Source organism: Thermomonas carbonis, assembly GCF_014396975.1.
Taxonomy (GTDB): Bacteria; Pseudomonadota; Gammaproteobacteria; order Xanthomonadales; family Xanthomonadaceae; genus Thermomonas; species Thermomonas carbonis.
Window position 1 is genome coordinate 1,564,670 of record NZ_CP060719.1, and the last position, 18,454, is coordinate 1,583,123.

The following is an 18,454-nucleotide window of genomic DNA, read 5'->3' on the forward strand; positions in this document are numbered from 1 at the left end:
GCCCGCGCCCTTCCGGGCAGGACTGGAGCTTCAAGATGATCGATCTGGCGGGGCGGGTGGCGATCGTGACGGGGGCCGGCGGTGGCCTGGGCCGGCAACATGCGTTGCTGCTGGCATCGCGCGGCGCGAAGGTGGTGGTGAACGACCTTGGCGACGGTGCGCAAACGGTCGCCGCGGAGATCGTCGCGGCCGGCGGCCAGGCGCGTGCGCTGCAATGCTCGGTCACCGATGCCGCCGCGGTGCAGGCGATGGTCGATGGCGTGCTCGCCGAATGGGGCCGCATCGACATTCTGGTCAACAACGCCGGCATCCTGCGCGACAAGTCGTTCGCGAAGATGGCGCTGGAGGATTTCCGCCTGGTGGTCGACGTGCACCTGATGGGCGCCGCCCACTGCACCAAGGCGGTGTGGGACGCGATGCGCGCGCAGGGCTACGGCCGCATCGTGATGACCACCTCGTCCTCCGGCCTCTACGGCAACTTCGGCCAGGCCAATTACGGTGCCGCGAAGATGGCGCTGGTCGGCCTGATGCAGACGCTGGCGCTGGAAGGCGCGAAGCACGACATCCGGGTCAACTGCCTGGCACCGACCGCGTACACGCGGATGATGGAAGGGATCCTGCCCGACGACCAACTGGCCTTGCTCGATCCCGCGCTGGTCAGCCCCGCGGTGCTCGCATTGGTGGCCGATAACGCACCGACCCGCGCGATCCTCTGCGCCGGCGCTGGCGGCTATGAACTGGCGCAGATCACCCTGACCCAGGGCATCCACTTGGGTGCGGCACCCACCGCAGAATCCTTGCTGCAACGCTGGGCCGAACTCGCTGATCGCGATGGCGAAATGGTGCCGGGCACCGGCTTCGACCAGGCCCGCCACGAGTTGCGAAAGGCCGGTTTCGACTTCGACGCCGCAGCGAGTTAATCCGCCGCGATCTGCTCGCGCGGCACCCGCACCACGCCTTCCATCAGCACGCGCGCGGAGCGCGACATCACCGCCTTGGTCGCGACCCATTGGCCGTCGACCTGCTTCACATCGGCACCGACCCGCATCGTGCCGGAGGGATGGCCGAAGCGCACCGCGTCGCGGCTGCCACCACCGGCCGCGGCGTTGACGAGCGTGCCGGGCACCGCCGCAGCGGTGGCGATGGCGACCGAGGCCGTGCCCATCATCGCGTGGTGCAATTTGCCCATCGAGATCGCCCGCGCCAGCAGGTCGATGTTGGCCGCTGCCACATGCTTGCCACTGGACGAGACGTAATCCTTCGGCGGCGCAACGAACGCGATCTTCGGCGTGAGCGGGCGCGCCGCCGCCTGCGACACATCGGCGATCAAGCCCATGCGCACCGCACCGGCCGCGCGAATCGCTTCGAGCCTGGCCAGCATCGCCTTGTCCTCGTTGATCGCCGGCTGCAATTCGGAGCCATCGAAGCCCAGCGCCGCAGCATTGACGAAGACCATCGGCACGCCCGCATTGATCAACGTGGCCTTGAACGTGCCAACGCCGGGCACGTCGAGTTCATCGACCAGATGGCCGGTGGGAAACATCGCGCCATCGTCTTCGCCCTCGTCAGCGGGATCCAGGAATTCGAGTGCGATCTCGGCGGCCGGGAAGGTCACGCCGTCCAGCGCGAAGTCGCCGGCTTCCTGCACCTCGCCATCGCGCATCGGCACATGCGCCACGATCGTCTTGTGGATGTTGGCCTGCCAGATCCGCACCGTGCAGATGCCGTCACGCGGTACGCGAGCGGGATCGACCAGCCCGTTGGCGATCGCGAACGGACCCACCGCCGACGACAGGTTCCCGCAGTTGCCGCTCCAGTCGATGAAGTCGCCCTCGATCGGCACTTGCCCATAGAGATAATCGACGTCGTGATCCGGCACCGACGACTTGGCGATGATCACCACTTTGCTGGTGCTGGACGTCGCACCGCCCATGCCGTCGGTGTGCTTGCCGTAAGGATCCGGCGAGCCGATCACCCGCACTAGCAATGCATCGCGCGCCTTGCCCGGCGCACGCAAGTCTTCGGGCAGGTCATCGAGCTTGAAGAACACGCCCTTGGACGTGCCGCCGCGCATGTAGGTGGCGGGGATGCGGAGCTGCGGTGTGAAGTTGGTCATATCAGGCCACCTTGTTCGCCGCCAGGAAATCCTGCGCAAACCGCTGCAATACGCCGCCCGCCTCGTACACCTCGACATCCTCGTCGGAATCGAGCCGGCAAATGACCGGCACCTCGACGGTCTCGCCATTCGCGCGATGGATCACCAGCGTCAGCGTCGCGCCCGGCGTGCGTTCGCCTACGACGTCGAAGGTTTCGGTGCCGTCGATCGCGCAGGTCCTGCGGGTGTCACCGGGCAGGAATTCCAGCGGCAGCACGCCCATGCCGACCAGGTTGGTGCGATGGATGCGCTCGAAGCCCTCGGCCACGATCGCTTCCACGCCCGCCAGGCGCACGCCCTTGGCCGCCCAGTCGCGCGAAGAACCCTGGCCGTAGTCGGCGCCGGCGATGATGATCAGCGGCTGCTTGCGGTCCATGTAGGTTTCGATCGCTTCCCACATGCGCATGACCGTGCCTTCGGGTTCGACCCGGGCCAGCGATCCCTGCTGGACCATGCCGTCGACCACGGCCATTTCGTTGACCAGCTTGGGATTGGCGAAGGTCGCGCGCTGCGCGGTGAGGTGGTCGCCGCGATGGGTGGCGTAGGAATTGAAGTCTTCTTCCGGCAAACCCATCTTGTGCAGGTATTCGCCGGCCGCGCTGTCCAGCAGGATCGCGTTCGATGGCGATAGATGGTCGGTGGTGATGTTGTCCGGCAGCAACGCCAATGGGCGCATGCCGCGCAGCGTGCGTTCGCCGGCCAACGCACCCTCCCAGTACGGCGGGCGACGGATGTAGGTGCTCTGTGGCCGCCAGTCGTACAACGGGCTCACCGGCTCGCCATGTTCGACGCGCACGTTGAACATCGGCCCGTAGACCTTGCGGAACTGCTCCGGCTTGACGCTGGCCTTCACCACCGCATCGATCTCGGCGTCGTCGGGCCAGATGTCCTTCAATCGCACCGGCGTGCCGTCGTGGTCGAGGCCAAGCACGTCCTTCTCGATGTCGAAACGCACCGTGCCGGCGATGGCATACGCGATCACCAGCGGCGGCGAGGCGAGGAAGGCCTGCTTCGCGTACGGATGGATGCGGCCGTCGAAATTGCGGTTGCCGCTGAGCACCGCGGTCGCGTAGAGGTCGCGCTCGATGATCTCCTGCTGGATCGCGGGATCCAGCGCGCCGCTCATGCCGTTGCAGGTGGTGCAGGCGAACGCGACGATGCCGAAGCCGAGTTGCTCCAGTTCCGGCAACAGGCCCGCCTCTTCCAGGTACAGCTGCACGGCCTTCGAGCCCGGCGCCAGCGAACTCTTCACCCACGGTTTGCGGGTCAGGCCCTTCGCGTTCGCGTTGCGCGCGAGCAGCGCCGCGGCGATCACGTTGCGCGGATTGCTGGTGTTGGTGCAGCTGGTGATCGCGGCGATGATCACCGCGCCATCCGGCATCAGGCCCTGCGCTTCCTGTCGGAGCGCGCCGTCGAGCCCCACCGCGATACCGCGTTCGGCAAGATCGCTGACCGGCAGGCGGCGATGCGGATTGGACGGGCCGGCCATCGTGCGCACCACGCTCGACAGGTCGAAGTGCAGGGCGCGTTCGTATTGCGCATCGGCCAGGTCGTCGGCCCACAGGCCTGCGGCCTTCGCATAGGTCTCCACCAAGGCGACCTGCGCGTCCTCGCGTCCGGTGAGGCGCAGGTAATCGAGGGTGTTGTCGTCGATGAAGAACATCGCCGCGGTCGCGCCGTATTCCGGTGCCATGTTGCTGATCGTGGCGCGGTCGCCGATGGTCAGCGCGGCCGCGCCTTCGCCGCGGAATTCGAGGTATGCACCGACGACCTTTTCCCTGCGCAGGAATTCGGTCAGCGCCAGCACCACGTCGGTGGCGGTGATGCCGGCCTGCGGCTTGCCGGCCAGTTCCACCGCGACGATCTCCGGCGTGCGCATCCACGACGCGCGGCCGAGCATCACGTTCTCCGCTTCCAGTCCGCCCACGCCGACCGCGATCACGCCCAACGCATCGACATGCGGCGTGTGCGAATCGGTTCCGACGCAGGTGTCCGGGAACGCGACGCCCCGCCCTTGGCCGGTGTATTGCACGTAGACCACCGGCGACATTTTCTCCAGGTTGATCTGGTGCATGATCCCGTTGCCCGGCGGGATGACATCGACGTTCTTGAACGACTGCTTGGTCCAGTCGATGAAGTGGAAACGGTCCTCGTTGCGGCGATCCTCGATCGCGCGATTCTTGGCAAATGCGTTCGGGTCGTAGCCACCGCATTCCACCGCCAGCGAGTGGTCGACGATCAGCTGCACCGGCACCACCGGGTTCACCTGCGCCGGGTCGCCGCCCTGCTCGGCGATCGCATCGCGCAGACCGGCCAGGTCGACCAGCGCGGTCTGGCCGAGGATGTCGTGGCAGACCACCCGCGCCGGGAACCACGGGAAGTCGAGGTCGCGGCGGCGTTCGATCAGTTGCGTGAGGTACGCGTCGCGCATCGCCGGATCCGCCTTGCGGACGATGTTCTCGGCATGCACGCGGGCGGTGTAGGACAACGTGGCGTAGGCATCGGGGCGGATCGCCTCGATGGCGGCGCGCGCGTCGAACCAGTCGAGGTTGGTGCCGGGCAGGGGCTTGCGGAAATCGACGTTCATTGGCGTTGGCTACGTGGTCGCGTCAGGCCGCCATTGTCGCGCATCGCCCCGGCGCACGCAGTTGGACACGTGGATGGACGATCGTCGTCCGTACAATGGCGCCCGCATGACCATCGCGCCCGCCATCCCCGCCGCTGAGCTGCGCCTGTCCGTCGCCCCGATGATGGACTGGACGGATTCGCATTGTCGCGCCTTCCATCGCGTGCTCGCGCCGCATGCGCGGCTGTACAGCGAGATGGTCCACGCCAATGCGGTCATCCATGGCGATCGCGCGCGCTTGCTGGCGATGGATCCGGCGGAACATCCGGTTGCGTTGCAGCTGGGCGGCAGCGAGCCGGCCTTGCTGGCGCAGGCCGCGCGGATCGGTGTCGAGGCCGGCTTCGACGAGGTCAACCTCAATTGCGGTTGTCCGTCCGATCGCGTGCAGGCCGGTCGCTTCGGCGCCTGCCTGATGCGTGAACCGGTGCTCGTCGCCGAGGGCGTGGCCGCGATGATCGCTGCGGTGGCCGGCGTGCCGGTGACGGTGAAGTGTCGGCTCGGCGTGGACGACGACCACGAGTGGGAACGCTTCCTCGCCTTCATCGACACGATTGCGACCGCAGGCTGCGTGACCTTCGTGGTGCATGCGCGCAACGCCTGGCTGCAGGGTCTGTCGCCGAAGGAAAACCGCGAGGTGCCGCCGCTGCGCTACGACTGGGCTTACCGGTTGAAGCAAGAGCGACCCACGCTGCAGGTGATCGTCAATGGCGGCATTGCCGATGCGGCGGAAGCGACCGCGCATCTCGACCACGTGGACGGCGCGATGCTCGGCCGCGCCGCATACCACACGCCCTATCTGCTGCACGAACTCGATGTTGCATGGTTCGGTGGTTCGACAGGCTCACCACGAACGGAACTGCAGTCGCGTGGCGACCTGCTGCGTGCGTATCGGCCGTATGTCGAAGCCCAGCTCGAACGCGGGGTGTTTCTCAAGCACATCGTCCGCCACGTACTTGGCCTGTTCGCAGGCCAACCGGGCGGACGCGCGTTCCGGCAGATGCTCAGCGAGGGGGCGCACAAGCCGGGTGCCGACTGGTCGCTGGTCGAGCAGGCGCTGGCGCTGACCGAACGCAGGGAGCAGGCCGCATGATCACCCGCGACATCGACACCTTTGCCGCTTTCGCGCGTGAGGCATCGGCGGATTTCGGTCCGGCGACGGCGCGTGCCGCATTCCTGGTCGCGCCCGATGGCTTCGCCCTTGCCGAACAGTCGGCGCAGGACAATGCATACATGGCCGAGGCGGCGGCTTTCGACGCGTCCCGCGCCTCGGCCCAGCACCGCGACCTGCAGCGTGCGATCTCCGCCGTGCTGCCGACGATCTGCTTCGCCGGCGACCCGGTCACGCCGGATGCGCTGTTCCCCAACAACGTGTTCGGCACCGCCGCTGGTCGCGTCGTCATCGGTCGAATGCGTCATCCAGTGCGCCAGCGTGAGGCCACCCGCGCCGACATCCGAAGCTTCTTCCGCGAGGTACTGGGACGCCAGGAAATCGACCTGTCGACGCAGCCGCATGCCTGCGAACTGACCGGCGCGCTGGTGATCGACCGCGCCCGCGGCCTCGGCTTCTGCGGCCTGTCGGAACGCTGCGATGAAGAGGGCGCGCGGCTGATGCACGAGGCCCTCGGCCTGCGCGCCACCCTGCTGTTCGAACTCGCGCCGGGGGAGTACCACACCAATGTGGTGCTGGCGGTGCTGGCCGGTCGCGCGGCGGTGATCTGCCCGCGCGGCTTCGCCGATCCGGCGATTCCGGCGGCCATCGCGGATCTCTACGCACCGCATGCTGCGGTCTGCGATGACGCCGAACATGCGGCTTTCGTCGGCAACTGCATCGCGCTGTCGGCGGACACGGTGTGGATGAGCGCGAACGCTGGGGTCGCCTTGTCCGATGCGCATCGCCGGCAACTGGCGGCGGCGGGGTTCGCGGTCGAAACCGTGGGGCTGGAGGCCATCGAGGCCGCGGGCGGATCGCTGCGCTGCTGCATCGGCGAGATGTATTGAGCGGCGGGTCACACCCTCACACCATGCGTATGTGCCTGAATGGCGGGGTATCCTGTTCAGGAAACTTCAGGGCGGATTCACCGCCTGGATCCAGAATGGCAGCCGATCCCGCTCCCTCGATGTCGCCACACACCATGACCCGAGTCCCCAAGTCCTTGTCGAACCTGCTGTGCGTGGCCGTCCTGGCAGGGCTGCCCCCGGCTTCGGCGTGGGCGCAGCAGTCACCGCCACCGCCGCAGCGTGACCGTGGCGATGCGCGCAACAACGACGACAACCGTCGCGGCAGCCTGTCGGATGCCGTGCGTCGGGTCGAGCGTGACACCCGCGGTGAAGTGCTGTCGGCGGAGCGCGTGCAGTACGACGGCCGCGACATGCACCGGGTCAAGGTGGTGGACGACCAGGGCCGTGTGCGCGTGTTCATGCAGGATCCGCAGCGTCGCGACAGCGGCTCCACGCCGTCGCCGCGCAGCGGCGGCAACACTGGTGGTGGCAACAACGACCGTGGGCAGGCACCGCGCCGACCGCCTGCACGCGACGATGACGACTGATCGCGCAAGCTGAACCTGTTCAGCCTGCTGTTGTCGGGCAATCCGATCCCCATTCCCGAGGAGTTCCCATGCGTATCCTGCTCGTCGAAGACGAAGCCCCGCTGCGCGAGACCCTGGCCGCGCGCCTGAAGCGCGAAGGCTATGCCGTGGATGCTGCGCAAGATGGCGAAGAAGGTCTGTACATGGGCCGCGAAGTGCCGTTCGACGTCGGCATCATCGACCTTGGCCTGCCGAAAATGTCGGGCATGGAGCTGATCAAGGCCCTGCGCGATGAAGGCAAGAAATTCCCGGTGCTGATCCTGACCGCGCGTTCCAGCTGGCAGGACAAGGTCGACGGCCTCAAGCAGGGTGCCGACGATTACCTGGTCAAGCCCTTCCACGTCGAGGAGTTGCTCGCGCGCATCAATGCTCTGGTGCGCCGCGCTGCCGGCTGGAGCAAGCCCACGCTGGAATGCGGTCCGGTGATGCTGGACCTGGCCGCGCAGACGGTCAGCGTCAACGGCGGCAACGTCGACCTGACCAGCTACGAATACAAGGTGCTCGAGTACCTGATGATGCATGCCGGCGAGCTGGTCTCGAAAGCCGACCTCACCGAGCATATCTACCAGCAGGATTTCGACCGCGATTCCAACGTGCTGGAAGTCTTCATCGGCCGCCTGCGCAAGAAGCTGGATCCGGACGGCGCGCTCAAGCCTATCGAAACCGTCCGCGGCCGCGGTTACCGCTTCGCCATCGCGCGCAGCGGCGACTGAGTTCCCGGCGGGATCCGACGGAGTGGTCGCGCCCGAGCCGGCCGTCGAAGGCGAGGGCGCGAGCCGGGCAGCGCGCCTGCGCCGTTTGCGCATCGCCCAACCGCGCTCGCTGCAGTCGCGGCAGTTGTGGGCGGCGAGCCTGGGCCTGATCGCCTTTCTCGCACTGGCCGGCTATGCACTCGATCGGGCGTTCCAAAGCACCGCGCAGAGCGGCATGCGTGAACGCTTGCACAGCTATGCAATGGCATACGCGGCCAGCGACTTCGCGCGCGACGGCAGTCTTGTCCCACCGTTCGATGTGCCGGATCCCCGTTTCAAGCGACCGGGGAGCGGCCTGTACGCGCAGATCGTGCTGCCTTCTGGGCATTGGGAATCCGATTCCGGACAGGGGCCGCAGTTACCGACGGGTGCGATGCTGGATGCTGGCCAGCAGGTGTTCGAGGGGCCATTGCCACTGACCCGCATCGACGGCGGCGCCGGTCAGGTTTACCGCTACGGCTACGGGCTGATCTGGACCGGGAGCGAGGACTCCCGTCGCGAATTCCGCTACACCGTCTACATCCTTGAAGACACCACCGCGCTGGGTCGGCAGGTGGCCGCGTTCCGTTCCGCGTTGTGGATCAATCTGGGCGGCGCCGGCGTCGTCCTGCTGCTGCTGCAGATGTTGGTGCTGCGCTGGAGCCTGCGTCCCCTGCGCGACGTGATCGGCGAACTCAAGCGCGTGCAGAACGGCCAGGCCGCGGGCATGAGCGAGGCGCATCCGCGCGAGCTCGAACCGCTCACCGAAAGCATCAACGCCTTCATCGAGGGCGAGCGCGAGAACCTGGACCGCCAGCGCAACACGCTGGCCGACCTGGCGCACAGCCTGAAGACGCCGCTGGCGGTGCTGCGAACGCGCCTGGACAGCGGTGCCGATGAAGCCGAATTGCGCAGCGAAGTGGAAACCCAGTTGCGCCGGATGGGCGACCTGGTCGGCTACCAGCTGGCGCGCGCCGCGCGCTCCGGTCACCAATTGTTCGCCGCGCCGATCGAGATCGAGCCGCAGGCCGAGCAGATCGTCACCGGCCTGGAAAAGGTCTATGCCGCCAAGCGCGTGCTGTGCGAATTCGAGATCGCCGCCGAGGCGCGCTTCCACGGCGAAACCGGCGACCTGCAGGAACTGCTGGGCAACCTGCTGGAGAACGCGTTCAAGTGGGCGAGGTCGAAGGTGTTGCTGACGGTGGCCGAGGGCACGCCGGTGCCGGGCCGGCGCCCGGGCCTGTCGATCACCGTCGAGGACGACGGCCCCGGCATCGCCGACGATCGCATCGCCCATGTGCTCCAGCGCGGCGTGCGCGGCGACGAGCGGGTGCACGGCCACGGCATTGGCCTGGCGATCGTGCAGGACATCATCAAGGCCTATCGCGGCGAGCTGCATGTCGGCCGTTCGCAGGAGCTGGGCGGCGCGAAGTTCGAGGTCGTGTTGCCGCCGGGGTTGTAAATGTTGACGCCGCACGCGCGCCCCGCGGCTTGGGGCAAGGCTTCGCCGCTCTGTCCAGTCATCCAGGGCTGACGCCGCAGGCGCGGGCCATCCATGGCCCGCTCGAAGTCTTGCCCCAAGCCACGGGGCGCACCCGAACAACGTTGTCAGGCCAGCAATGGTGCCCCGTAGAACCGCTGCAAATGCGCTGCGACAGCGGGCATCGCCTCGCGCAGCGTTGCGGCATCGCTGAAATGGTGCTCCGTGCACACCGCGAAAAACTCTTCCGGCGATTCCGCGGCATACGGATCAATCGCGGTCTCGCGGCCGGCATCAACGTCTTCGCACAGCGTTTCATATGCGCGCTGGAAATCCGCAGCCCACAGTCGTTGCCAGTCGCGGGGCAACGGCGGGGTGCCGTCCATGGCGCCATCCAGGGCGTCGAGCTTGTGGGCGATCTCGTGCGCGATCACGCAGAAGCCGTCGCCGGGCGCGGCAATGTCCGCGCGCACGTCGGCCCATGACAGGATTACCGGGCCGCGTTGCCAGGCTTCGCCGATCAGTTCGTCGTCACCTTCATGCAGCACGCCCTGCGCATCGATGTGGTTGCGTTGCACCCGGAACGCTTGCGGGTAAACCAGCAATTGCGACCAGCCGTGCAGGCCCTCGCGGCCGAATTCGAGCAGCGGCAAGCAACACAACATCGCAAGACGCAGGCGCTGTACCTCATTCAGGCGGAGGCCCTGCAACGGGGTGATCGCCTTGTCGCGGAGGAATTCGGCGGCCAGCAGGCGCAGGCGTTGCTCGCGGTCGGTACTGATGTGGCGCAGCCAAGGCAGGCCGGCGGCGGCTTGCCGCCAGAGCGTGTCATCGAGAATGGGGGGTGTCGCCTTGCGGCGCGAGAACGGCCAGATCACGCGAACGGATCAGGCAACACGGGCTGCCCTTAGCGGAACATGCCCGGCAGGAAGCTGTGGAAGCGGGGCGGGTTGGTGCGGGTGCCGCCGGTGGCGCGCGGCGAGGCCGACACCGCCGGCTTGGCCTTGTGGGTCTGCCGGGCCGCAGGGACGACCGCTTCGTCGACCTGGCCGTCGTCAGTGCGTTCGGCCGTGCTGGCGACGGCGTCCGGGCAGGCGTCCTCCGCGACCGATTGCCGGGATTCGCTGGCCATGGCGTGGCCGCTGGCGGCCAGCAGGACGAGGCAGAGCAGCATGGGACGCAAGCGCATGGCGGTCACCGGAAAGAAAGGGGTGCGGAAGGCATGTCCCCACCTCCCACTATAGCGTGGATGCGCGCCGGGCACGAAAGGTTGCGTTGCTGCGTCGCAGCAGGCATTACGCCCCCTTCGACCGCAGACTGCGGGCATGTCCGTGGCCATCGCCGACCCGCCTGCCGTCACCGCACCCGCCCTGCGCCGGGCACTGATCGCGGGCGCCCGTCGGGTGATCGCGGCCCGCGATGAACTCAACCGCATCAACGTGTTCCCGGTGGCCGATGGGGATACCGGCAGTAACCTGGCATCGACCCTGGGCAGCGTGCTGCAGGGCGCACTGAGCCGGCGCAGCCGCCACATCGGCGAATTGCTGGTCGGGATCGGCAATGACGCGATCGACGGCGCGCGCGGCAATTCCGGCGCGATCATGGCGCAGTTCCTGGTCGGCCTGGCCGACCAGGCGCGCAATGCGCCGGTGCTGGATGCGGTCAACCTCGCGCTGGCGGTACGGCGTGGTGCCGATAGTGCGCGCGCGGCGCTGGCGCAGCCGGTCGAGGGCACCATCCTCAGCGTGATCTCTGCCTTCGCCGATGCGCTGGACGAAGCCGCGCAGCAGCCGCAAGGCGACCCCAAGGGTGGTTTCGCGCGGGCCCTGCAGCGGGCACGCACGGCCCTGGCCGACACCCCGAAGCAGATGGCGCTGTTGCAGAAAGCGGGCGTGGTCGATGCCGGCGCGCGCGGGTTCGTCGACTGGCTGGAGGGCATTGCCGAATACGTCGAGGGTGGCCCGCGCGCGATCCGCCTGCACGGTCTCGCGTCGGTGGCGGCCAACGATGGCGGGCCTATGCCGGCGCACGTGCATGAAGACGTGGATCCGGCGCATCGCTATTGCACCGAATGCCTGGTGACCGGCGATGGCATCGACCGTGCCGCATTGCAGGCCGTTCTGGCGGATGCCGGCGTCGATTCGCTGGTGGTCGCGGGCAGCGGCACCCGGGTACGCGTGCATGGTCATGTGGGCACGCCGCAACGCTTGTTCGATGCCTGCGCGGAGTTTGGCCACGTCGATGCGATGAAGGCCGACGACATGGTCCTGCAGCAACGCAGCACGGAATCGCCGACCCTGCTCGCCGTCGTCACCGACAGCGCCGCGGACTTGCCGGTGGCGATCGCGGAACGCTTCGGCATCCATGTGGTACCGGTGCGGGTAAGCCTGGACGGGCGCGATTACCTGGATCGGCTTGGCCTGACCGCAGGCGAGTTCTATCGACGCATGGCCACCAGCGCACGCTTGCCGCAGACCAGCCAGCCGCCGCCTGGCGACTTCCGCCGTGTTTTCGATCATGTGCTGGCCTACCAGCCGGGTGCGGTCTACGTGGGCGTGTCGCGGGCGTTGTCCGGGACCCTGCAGTCCGGCGAGACCGCCGCGCGCGGGCGCGACAAGCAGCCGCGCTGCATCGATACCGGACATGTCTGCGCGGGCCAGGCACTGCTGGCGTGGCGCGCGGGCGAAATGGCCGTGGCCGGCGCGGACGCCGATGCCATCGAGTCCGAATTGCAGCGCCTGCGTCCGCTGACCACGACCTGGGCGATGGCGCGCGACATCTCGCATGCGGTGCGCGGTGGCCGCATCCCGCGCTGGGCCGAGCCGATGGTGCGCTGGAGCGGGCTGACCCCGATCGCGGCGGTGTCCCCGCAGGGAACGCTGAAGGTCGCCGGCGGATTGTTCGCGCGCAAGCAGGCGCCGGCGGCGTTTGCACGTTACGTTGCCAAGCGCACGCCGACGGCGCCTGGCTGGCGGTTGATCGTCGGTCACAGCGATGCGCTGGCCGATGGCGAGCGCCTGCTGGCCGCCTTGCGCGAACGCCTGCCGGTGACGGAAGCGCATCTGGTCGAGGTGGGGCCGGCGGTCGGCGCACATGCCGGGCCGGGCACGCTGGTGGTCGGGCTGCAACCCTCACCCGGATGACGCAGGCCGGGCGACTATCATCATCGCCATGCCGCCTCTCGCCCTGACCGCATTCCTGTTGCTGCTCGCCTATCTGCTCGGCTCTGTGTCCGGCAGCTTGCTGTTGGGCCGTTTCCGCAACATCGACATCCGCGAGCACGGCAGCGGCAATGCCGGCGGCACCAATGCGCTGCGCACGTTGGGCTGGAAATTCGCCCTGGGGGTGGCCGTCATCGACATCGCCAAGGGCGCACTGGCTGCGTGGCTGGCGCTGCGCTACGCGCCGCTCGGTACCGGCTTGACCGTCACTGCGCATGGTTACCTCGCCGCGGCGCTGGCGGTGGTCGGGCATGTCTGGCCGATCTGGCACGGATTCCGCGGCGGCAAGGGCGCGGCGACCGGCGTCGGTGGCCTGCTCGTATTGTGGCCGTGGATCGTGCCGGTGCTCTTGCTGGTCTGGATCCTGGTGCTGGTGAGCACCGGCTATGTCGGCCTGTCCACGGTGGTCGCTGCGTTGTGCCTGCCGCTCGCGGCATGGTTGTTCGATGCCGGCCCGGAGCGGATGAGCTTCGCGATCGTCATCGGTCTGTTCCTGGCATGGACGCATCGCGCCAACCTGGTGCGGCTGTGGCATGGCAAAGAATCGCGCTTCGAGCGTGCGCGCCTGCTCTATCGCCTGTACGGCCGCAGCCGGTACTGAACGATGCGAACCGGCGATGCGCAGCAGGAGCGCGCCTTGTTGCAACGGCTGTCCGCCGGGCCGGTGAGTGGCGGCACCCTGGCGCGCGAGGCCGGCCTGACCCGCGCCGCGGTGTGGAAGCGCATCGATGCGCTGCGCGAGGCCGGCATCGGCATCGACGCATCGCCCGGCCGCGGTTATCAGTTGCAACAATCGCTCGACTTGCTGGACGCCAATACGATCCGTGCTGAATTACCGGCTGATGTGAAGGGCGCATTGGCCGGGCTCGACATCGCGTGGTCGCTGGACTCGACCAACAGCGAATTGCTGCGTCGTGACACGCCGGCAAGCGGCTGCGCTGTGCTCCTGGCGGAACGCCAGACCGGCGGTCGTGGGCGGCGCGGACGCGCGTGGGCCTCGCCGCTGGCGGCGCATGTGTATCTGTCGTTGTCGCGGCGTTTCGATGGTGGGCTGGCGCGGCTCGGTGGCCTGAGCCTGGTGGCCGGCATTGCGGCTTGCGAGGCCCTGCATGGGCTCGGTTTCGACAGCGTGCGCCTGAAGTGGCCGAATGATCTGGTGGTCATCGATGGCGATGGCCTGCGCAAGCTCGGTGGCCTGCTGGTCGAAGGCGGCGGCGAAGTCGCCGGCGCGGCGCGGGCGGTGATCGGGATCGGCCTGAACGTGCGGATGCCGGCACGCAACGGTGCCAGCATCGACCAGCCCTGGGCTGAACTGGCCGGACTTTCGGAGCAACCGTCCTCGCGCAATGTCGTGGTGACTGCGCTGCTCGCACACTTGCTGCCGGCGCTGGACGCATTCGACGCGCACGGCCTGGCCCCGTTCCTGTCGCGCTACGCGGGTTTCGATGCGCTGGCCGGTCGCGAGGTCGCGATCCACGAAAGCACCGGCGCATGGCCCGCAACCGCGCTCGGCATCGCCGACGACGACGGCGCGCTGCGCGTGCGCGATGCGAGCGGCACGGAACGCCGCGTGCATGCCGGTGACGTGAGCGTGCGCGCCCCTCGACAAGACTCGGGACAGGCATGAGTACGTGGTTGTTCGACCTCGGCAACACCCGGCTCAAGTGCGCGCCGTTACTGGCTGATGGCGGCATCGGCGAGACCGCGGCCATCACTCACGATGACGGCACGGATTGGCTCGACGCCTTGCCCTCCGGCGGCGTGGCCTGCATCGCCAGCGTTGCATCGGATGCGCGTCGTGCCGCCTTGTTCGATGCGTTGTGCGCGAGCTTCACCCGCCTGCACCGGGTGCGCACCGAACGCGTCCTCGGACCGCTGCGCATTGCCTACGAGAACCCGGCGCATCTTGGTGTGGATCGTTTCCTGGCGATGCTCGGGCAGTGCGGTGAAGGCCCGGCGCTGGTTGTGGGCGTGGGCACTGCGTTGACGCTCGACCTGATCGATGCCGACGGCCTGCATCGCGGCGGCCGCATCGCGCCATCGCCGCGGACGATGCGCGAGGCGCTGCACGCACGCGCAGCGCAATTGCCGTTGGATGGCGGCGTCTATGCCGAGTTCGCCGACGACACCGTCCACGCGTTGGCCTCGGGTTGCGAAGGCGCGGCGTTGGCGCTGATCGAACACAGCCTGGAGGCGGCGCGGTCGTTGCTCGGCGTGGTGCCGGCGCTGTGCCTGCATGGCGGTGGCGGGGACGCCTTGCGTGACCGCTTGCCCGCGCATCGCTGGCGGCCGGATGCGGTGTTGCACGGGCTGGCGCGCTGGCACGCGCTGCGCATCGCATAAACTGGCCCGATGCTGCTGCGCGCAACCCTCGTCATCCTGTTCATGCTCAACCTGGGCGCGGCCGCCTGGTGGGTGCTGCGTCCTTCTGTGGTCGATGCCGGTGCTGCGCAAGCGACTGCCGCCGGCGCACCCGGCCTGCGGTTGGTCAACGAACCGCTGGTCGCGGCCATGCCGATACTCGCGCAATCGCAGCCTGTCGCACCTGCGCCCACCACGTCACCCGTGGCGGGCGTCCCACCAGCCGAGTCCGCGACCTCCACAGCGACGGTCTGCCTGCGCTTCGGTCCATTCGCGGACGCCACGGCGCGCGATGCGGCCCGCAATGCGCTCACCGCGGCGGGCGTCTCCGCGGTGACCCGCGACAGCCCGGCCCGTTCCGCGCGCGGCTGGAAAGTGGCGATGCCGCCGCTGGCCTCGCGCGAGGACGCGGTGGCGATGGCCGAGCGGATCAAGGCCGCCGGCATCAGCGACCTGTACGTGATGAACGAAGGCGCGGACGCCAACAGCATCGCCCTTGGGCGCTTCGGCAGCGAGGATGCCGCACGCCGGCGCGAAGCCGAAGTGCGCGGCAAGGGCTTCGCCGCGCAAGCCACCCCACTTGGCGACACCCCGTCGCAGGCCTGGTTGGATGCGCGCCTGCCGACCGCGATCAGCCCCGCATCGCTGGCTGCCGTCGCGCCGTCGCGCGGCATCGACTGCGCCACCCTGCGCTGAACCGGGTTTGGGCCGCCGGCTGTGCCGGGCTAGAATTGAATCCAGCGCCGCTTTAGCTCAGCAGGTAGAGCAACCGCCTTGTAAGCGGTAGGTCATCCGTTCGATTCGGATAAGCGGCACCACAGCCACCGCCGGCAACGCAGGCGTTGCGTGTCCCCACCGCAGCGCAGATGAGGGACTTCCGATGAGCCGCAGCACTCCCCCTGTTTCCGTGTTCGGCGTGCCCACCGACATCGGGGCCTCCCGCCGCGGTGCTTCGATGGGCCCGGAAGCGCTGCGCGTCGCCGGTCTGGTCGAGGCGATCGCTGCACGCGGGATCGACGCCCGCGACATTGGCGATGTGCAGGGCCCGCGCAACCCGACCAGCGCACCGGTCGACGGCTACCGTCACCTCGACGAAGTCGTGGCGTGGAATCGCGCGGTATTCGACATGAGCACGCGCGAACTGCAGGCCGGGCGCATGCCGATCATGCTCGGCGGGGATCATTGCCTGGGCATCGGTGCGATCGCCGCGGTCGCCGCGCATTGCCGTGCGACCGGCAAGAAACTGCGGGTGCTGTGGCTGGATGCGCACGCCGATTTCAACACCCGCGAGATCACGCCGTCCGGCAACATCCACGGCATGCCGGTGGCCTGCCTGTGCGGCCTGGGTCCCGACGTGTTGACCGGCATGGCCGGCTTCACCCCCGCGGTGACGCCCGACCAGATCCGCCAGATCGGCATCCGTTCGGTGGATGCCGGCGAGAAGCGCCTGGTCCAGCAGCACGGCCTGGACATCTACGACATGCGCTACATCGACGAGGTCGGCATGCGTCGTGCGATCGAGGAAGCGCTGGACGGCGTGGATGCCGACACCCACCTGCATGTCAGTTTCGATGTCGATATGCTGGATCCGGCGATCGCCCCCGGTACCGGCACCCGCGTGCCTGGCGGGGTGAACTACCGCGAAGCGCAGCTGATCATGGAAATGGTGGCCGACACCGGTCGCATGGGTTCGCTGGATCTGGTCGAGGTCAATCCCGCGCTGGACAAGCGCAATGCGACTGCGCGGCTCGCGGTTGACCTGGTGGAAAGCCTGTTCGGTAAATCGACGCTGATGCGCGACTGAGCTCGCGGCTCGCTCCGCGGTTCATCCGCGGTTGGGCGAACCGAACATCACTGCACGCCGGCTTCACTACCGGATGGGGTTTCATCGTCTGCGTGGGCCGTGTGATTGCTGCAGGCCTGCCCCGAATACGGCCAACCCATGAGGAGAGTCACATGAAGCGTTTGTTCGCACTGCTGCTGCTCGCGATGTTTTCGATGTCCACCCTGACCGCCTGCAACACCATGGCGGGTGCCGGCAAGGACGTGCAGAAGGTCGGCGAAAAGGTCGAGGACAAGGCGCAGGACTGCAAGGATGGCAAGTGCTGAGTCGCGCACTTCCTTCGCACTGACGAAGGAGGGAAGACCGCAAGGATGCGTGGCGGGCCGGGGCAACCCGGTCCGCCTCTTGCTTGATGGGTGCCGGTTGCAACGCATCGATCCGACTGGCTAAGCTCGCCGCGTTCACAACCCTGAAGTGAGGCGGTCATGATCAAGATGAGCAGGTTGGGCGCGGCGATGCTGCTGTGCATGGTCGTGCTGGCAGGCTGCAACACCGTCGCCGGTGCCGGCAAGGACGTGCAGAAGGTCGGCGAGAAGGTAGAGGAAGCCGCGAAGAAGTAAGCCGCATTGCATCGCGGAGAAAGGAAGGCCGGCGCACGCCGGCCTTCGTCGTTTCGCGGCGGCGATCTCAATGCCGGTACGGCGGATCCTGCACGAAGCCATTGGGGAACGCCCGCGGCGTGGTGCCCGCATACGGCGCCCGGTAGCGCGGCAGGATGCCCAGCGCGATCAGGGCGTCGGCATCGTCGTAGCGCAGTTGGCTGACCTGCTGCGGCGTGCGGCTCGCGCGCACGAACTCGGTCTGCCCGACCGGTGCCCATTCGCGCTGGCCATGGCCGGTGCCCAGCCGCTGCGGCATCGCCTCGGCTTCGGACGCCATCGCGCGGTCGGCGCTGGCGGCCGATGCCGCGGCCTTGCGGGCCTCGTTGCGGGCCATGCCACCTGCAATCGGCGGCGCAGGTGGCGGTGCGTACACGGGCCGTACCTGGCGTTCGCGGAACACCGCGACGCCGACCACGCCCACGTTCGCGGGCCGCCCGGTACGTGCGGCATAGCTGTCCGGCAGGTCGGTGAACACGAACTGGGCGATGTCGTCGAGCGACTTGCGCCAGCCGGCGATCTCGGCGCTTTCCCACGGCTCCAGCACATAGCCACCCTGCGATGGCGAGGCGGTCTGCCCGGTGACGGCGTTGACGCCATCCACCGACAGCACGACCAGCACGCGCTCGCCGGTGTTGTTGGTCAGACGCACCGAATAGCGATGGCCGGGCACGCCGGCGATCCAGTCCTGGCCGCGGTGGCGGTATTCGGGCAGGATCTGCCTGCTGTCGCGGTCGACCACGTCCAGCAGCACGAGGTCGCGCGCCGCAACCGGCATCGAGCAGGCAACGGTGGAGGTGAGGGCAAGGGCAAGCAGCAGGCGACGAAACATGGCGACGGTCTCCCAGCGCGG

At 68.1% G+C, this 18,454-nt stretch carries 19 protein-coding genes and 1 tRNA gene; 15 read left to right on the forward strand and 5 right to left on the reverse strand.

Features of this window, described 5'->3' with window-relative positions:
* The first annotated feature begins 35 nt into the window (after positions 1–35).
* Positions 36–920 carry an SDR family NAD(P)-dependent oxidoreductase gene (locus H9L16_RS07130; protein WP_187553831.1) on the forward strand — a complete coding sequence of 295 codons (885 nt, stop codon included), beginning with the start codon at positions 36–38 and terminating at the stop codon, positions 918–920.
* Here H9L16_RS07130 and prpF read toward each other — a convergent pair.
* Both prpF and acnD read right to left on the reverse strand, forming a co-directional pair.
* Positions 917–2,116, reverse strand: coding sequence for a 2-methylaconitate cis-trans isomerase PrpF (prpF, locus tag H9L16_RS07135; protein WP_187553832.1), 1,200 nt, complete (start codon positions 2,114–2,116; stop codon positions 917–919). The genes H9L16_RS07130 and prpF overlap by 4 nt on opposite strands.
* A gap of 1 nt (position 2,117) precedes the next feature.
* Positions 2,118–4,742: a Fe/S-dependent 2-methylisocitrate dehydratase AcnD gene (gene acnD / locus H9L16_RS07140; protein WP_187553833.1), complete on the reverse strand. Its 2,625-nt coding sequence runs from the start codon at positions 4,740–4,742 to the stop codon at positions 2,118–2,120.
* A 106-nt stretch (positions 4,743–4,848) separates the two neighbouring features.
* Here acnD and dusA point away from each other — a divergent pair, with 106 nt between their 5' ends.
* The 5 genes from dusA to H9L16_RS07165 all read left to right on the forward strand — a co-directional run bounded on the left by dusA (position 4,849) and on the right by H9L16_RS07165 (position 9,559).
* Positions 4,849–5,871, forward strand: coding sequence for a tRNA dihydrouridine(20/20a) synthase DusA (dusA, locus tag H9L16_RS07145; RefSeq protein ID WP_187553834.1), 1,023 nt, complete (start codon positions 4,849–4,851; stop codon positions 5,869–5,871).
* Positions 5,868–6,779 (forward strand): arginine deiminase-related protein, encoded by a 912-nt coding sequence (locus tag H9L16_RS07150; RefSeq protein WP_187553835.1) that lies wholly within the window; start codon positions 5,868–5,870, stop codon positions 6,777–6,779. Before dusA ends, H9L16_RS07150 begins: the two co-directional genes overlap by 4 nt.
* A gap of 134 nt (positions 6,780–6,913) precedes the next feature.
* A complete protein-coding gene (locus H9L16_RS07155; RefSeq protein WP_187553836.1) occupies positions 6,914–7,327 on the forward strand; it encodes a PepSY domain-containing protein in 414 nt (137 codons plus the stop codon).
* Positions 7,328–7,395: 68 nt separating this feature from the next.
* Entirely contained in the window at positions 7,396–8,079 is a 684-nt protein-coding gene (locus H9L16_RS07160) for a response regulator transcription factor (protein WP_187553837.1), read from the forward strand.
* Between the two features lie 76 nt (positions 8,080–8,155).
* On the forward strand, positions 8,156–9,559 hold the full coding sequence (locus H9L16_RS07165; protein ID WP_229796661.1) for an ATP-binding protein: 1,404 nt from the start codon (positions 8,156–8,158) through the stop codon (positions 9,557–9,559).
* A 146-nt stretch (positions 9,560–9,705) separates the two neighbouring features.
* Here the strand turns inward: H9L16_RS07165 and H9L16_RS07170 are convergent, their stop codons facing one another.
* The gene (locus H9L16_RS07170) at positions 9,706–10,455 is read right to left on the reverse strand and encodes a M90 family metallopeptidase (RefSeq protein ID WP_187553838.1); all 750 of its coding nucleotides are present in this window, start codon (positions 10,453–10,455) and stop codon (positions 9,706–9,708) included.
* Between the two features lie 29 nt (positions 10,456–10,484).
* Positions 10,485–10,766 (reverse strand): hypothetical protein, encoded by a 282-nt coding sequence (locus H9L16_RS07175; RefSeq protein WP_187553839.1) that lies wholly within the window; start codon positions 10,764–10,766, stop codon positions 10,485–10,487.
* Between the two features lie 136 nt (positions 10,767–10,902).
* Between H9L16_RS07175 and H9L16_RS07180 the strand changes: the two genes are divergently transcribed.
* The 9 genes from H9L16_RS07180 (at position 10,903) to H9L16_RS07220 (ending at position 17,562) form a co-directional block, all read left to right on the forward strand.
* The gene (locus H9L16_RS07180; protein ID WP_187553840.1) at positions 10,903–12,720 is read left to right on the forward strand and encodes a DegV family protein; all 1,818 of its coding nucleotides are present in this window, start codon (positions 10,903–10,905) and stop codon (positions 12,718–12,720) included.
* A gap of 28 nt (positions 12,721–12,748) precedes the next feature.
* Complete coding sequence (gene plsY, locus H9L16_RS07185) at positions 12,749–13,399, forward strand: glycerol-3-phosphate 1-O-acyltransferase PlsY (protein WP_187553841.1); 651 nt, start codon at positions 12,749–12,751, stop codon at positions 13,397–13,399.
* 3 nt (positions 13,400–13,402) lie between these two features.
* Positions 13,403–14,425: a bifunctional biotin--[acetyl-CoA-carboxylase] ligase/biotin operon repressor BirA gene (gene birA, locus H9L16_RS07190; RefSeq protein ID WP_187553842.1), complete on the forward strand. Its 1,023-nt coding sequence runs from the start codon at positions 13,403–13,405 to the stop codon at positions 14,423–14,425.
* Entirely contained in the window at positions 14,422–15,141 is a 720-nt protein-coding gene (locus H9L16_RS07195) for a type III pantothenate kinase (RefSeq protein ID WP_187553843.1), read from the forward strand. Before birA ends, H9L16_RS07195 begins: the two co-directional genes overlap by 4 nt.
* Positions 15,142–15,150: 9 nt before the next feature.
* Positions 15,151–15,855, forward strand: a complete 705-nt coding sequence (locus H9L16_RS07200; RefSeq protein WP_187553844.1) for an SPOR domain-containing protein — start codon at positions 15,151–15,153, stop codon at positions 15,853–15,855.
* Between the two features lie 46 nt (positions 15,856–15,901).
* A tRNA-Thr gene (locus tag H9L16_RS07205) sits at positions 15,902–15,977 on the forward strand.
* Between the two features lie 62 nt (positions 15,978–16,039).
* Complete coding sequence (gene rocF, locus H9L16_RS07210) at positions 16,040–16,963, forward strand: arginase (RefSeq protein WP_187553845.1); 924 nt, start codon at positions 16,040–16,042, stop codon at positions 16,961–16,963.
* Positions 16,964–17,115: 152 nt separating this feature from the next.
* The gene (locus H9L16_RS07215; RefSeq protein WP_187553846.1) at positions 17,116–17,268 is read left to right on the forward strand and encodes an entericidin A/B family lipoprotein; all 153 of its coding nucleotides are present in this window, start codon (positions 17,116–17,118) and stop codon (positions 17,266–17,268) included.
* A gap of 189 nt (positions 17,269–17,457) precedes the next feature.
* Entirely contained in the window at positions 17,458–17,562 is a 105-nt protein-coding gene (locus H9L16_RS07220) for an entericidin A/B family lipoprotein (protein WP_425507259.1), read from the forward strand.
* Between the two features lie 67 nt (positions 17,563–17,629).
* Here the strand turns inward: H9L16_RS07220 and H9L16_RS07225 are convergent, their stop codons facing one another.
* A complete protein-coding gene (locus tag H9L16_RS07225; RefSeq protein WP_187553847.1) occupies positions 17,630–18,433 on the reverse strand; it encodes a hypothetical protein in 804 nt (267 codons plus the stop codon).
* Between the last annotated feature and the right edge of the window lie 21 nt (positions 18,434–18,454).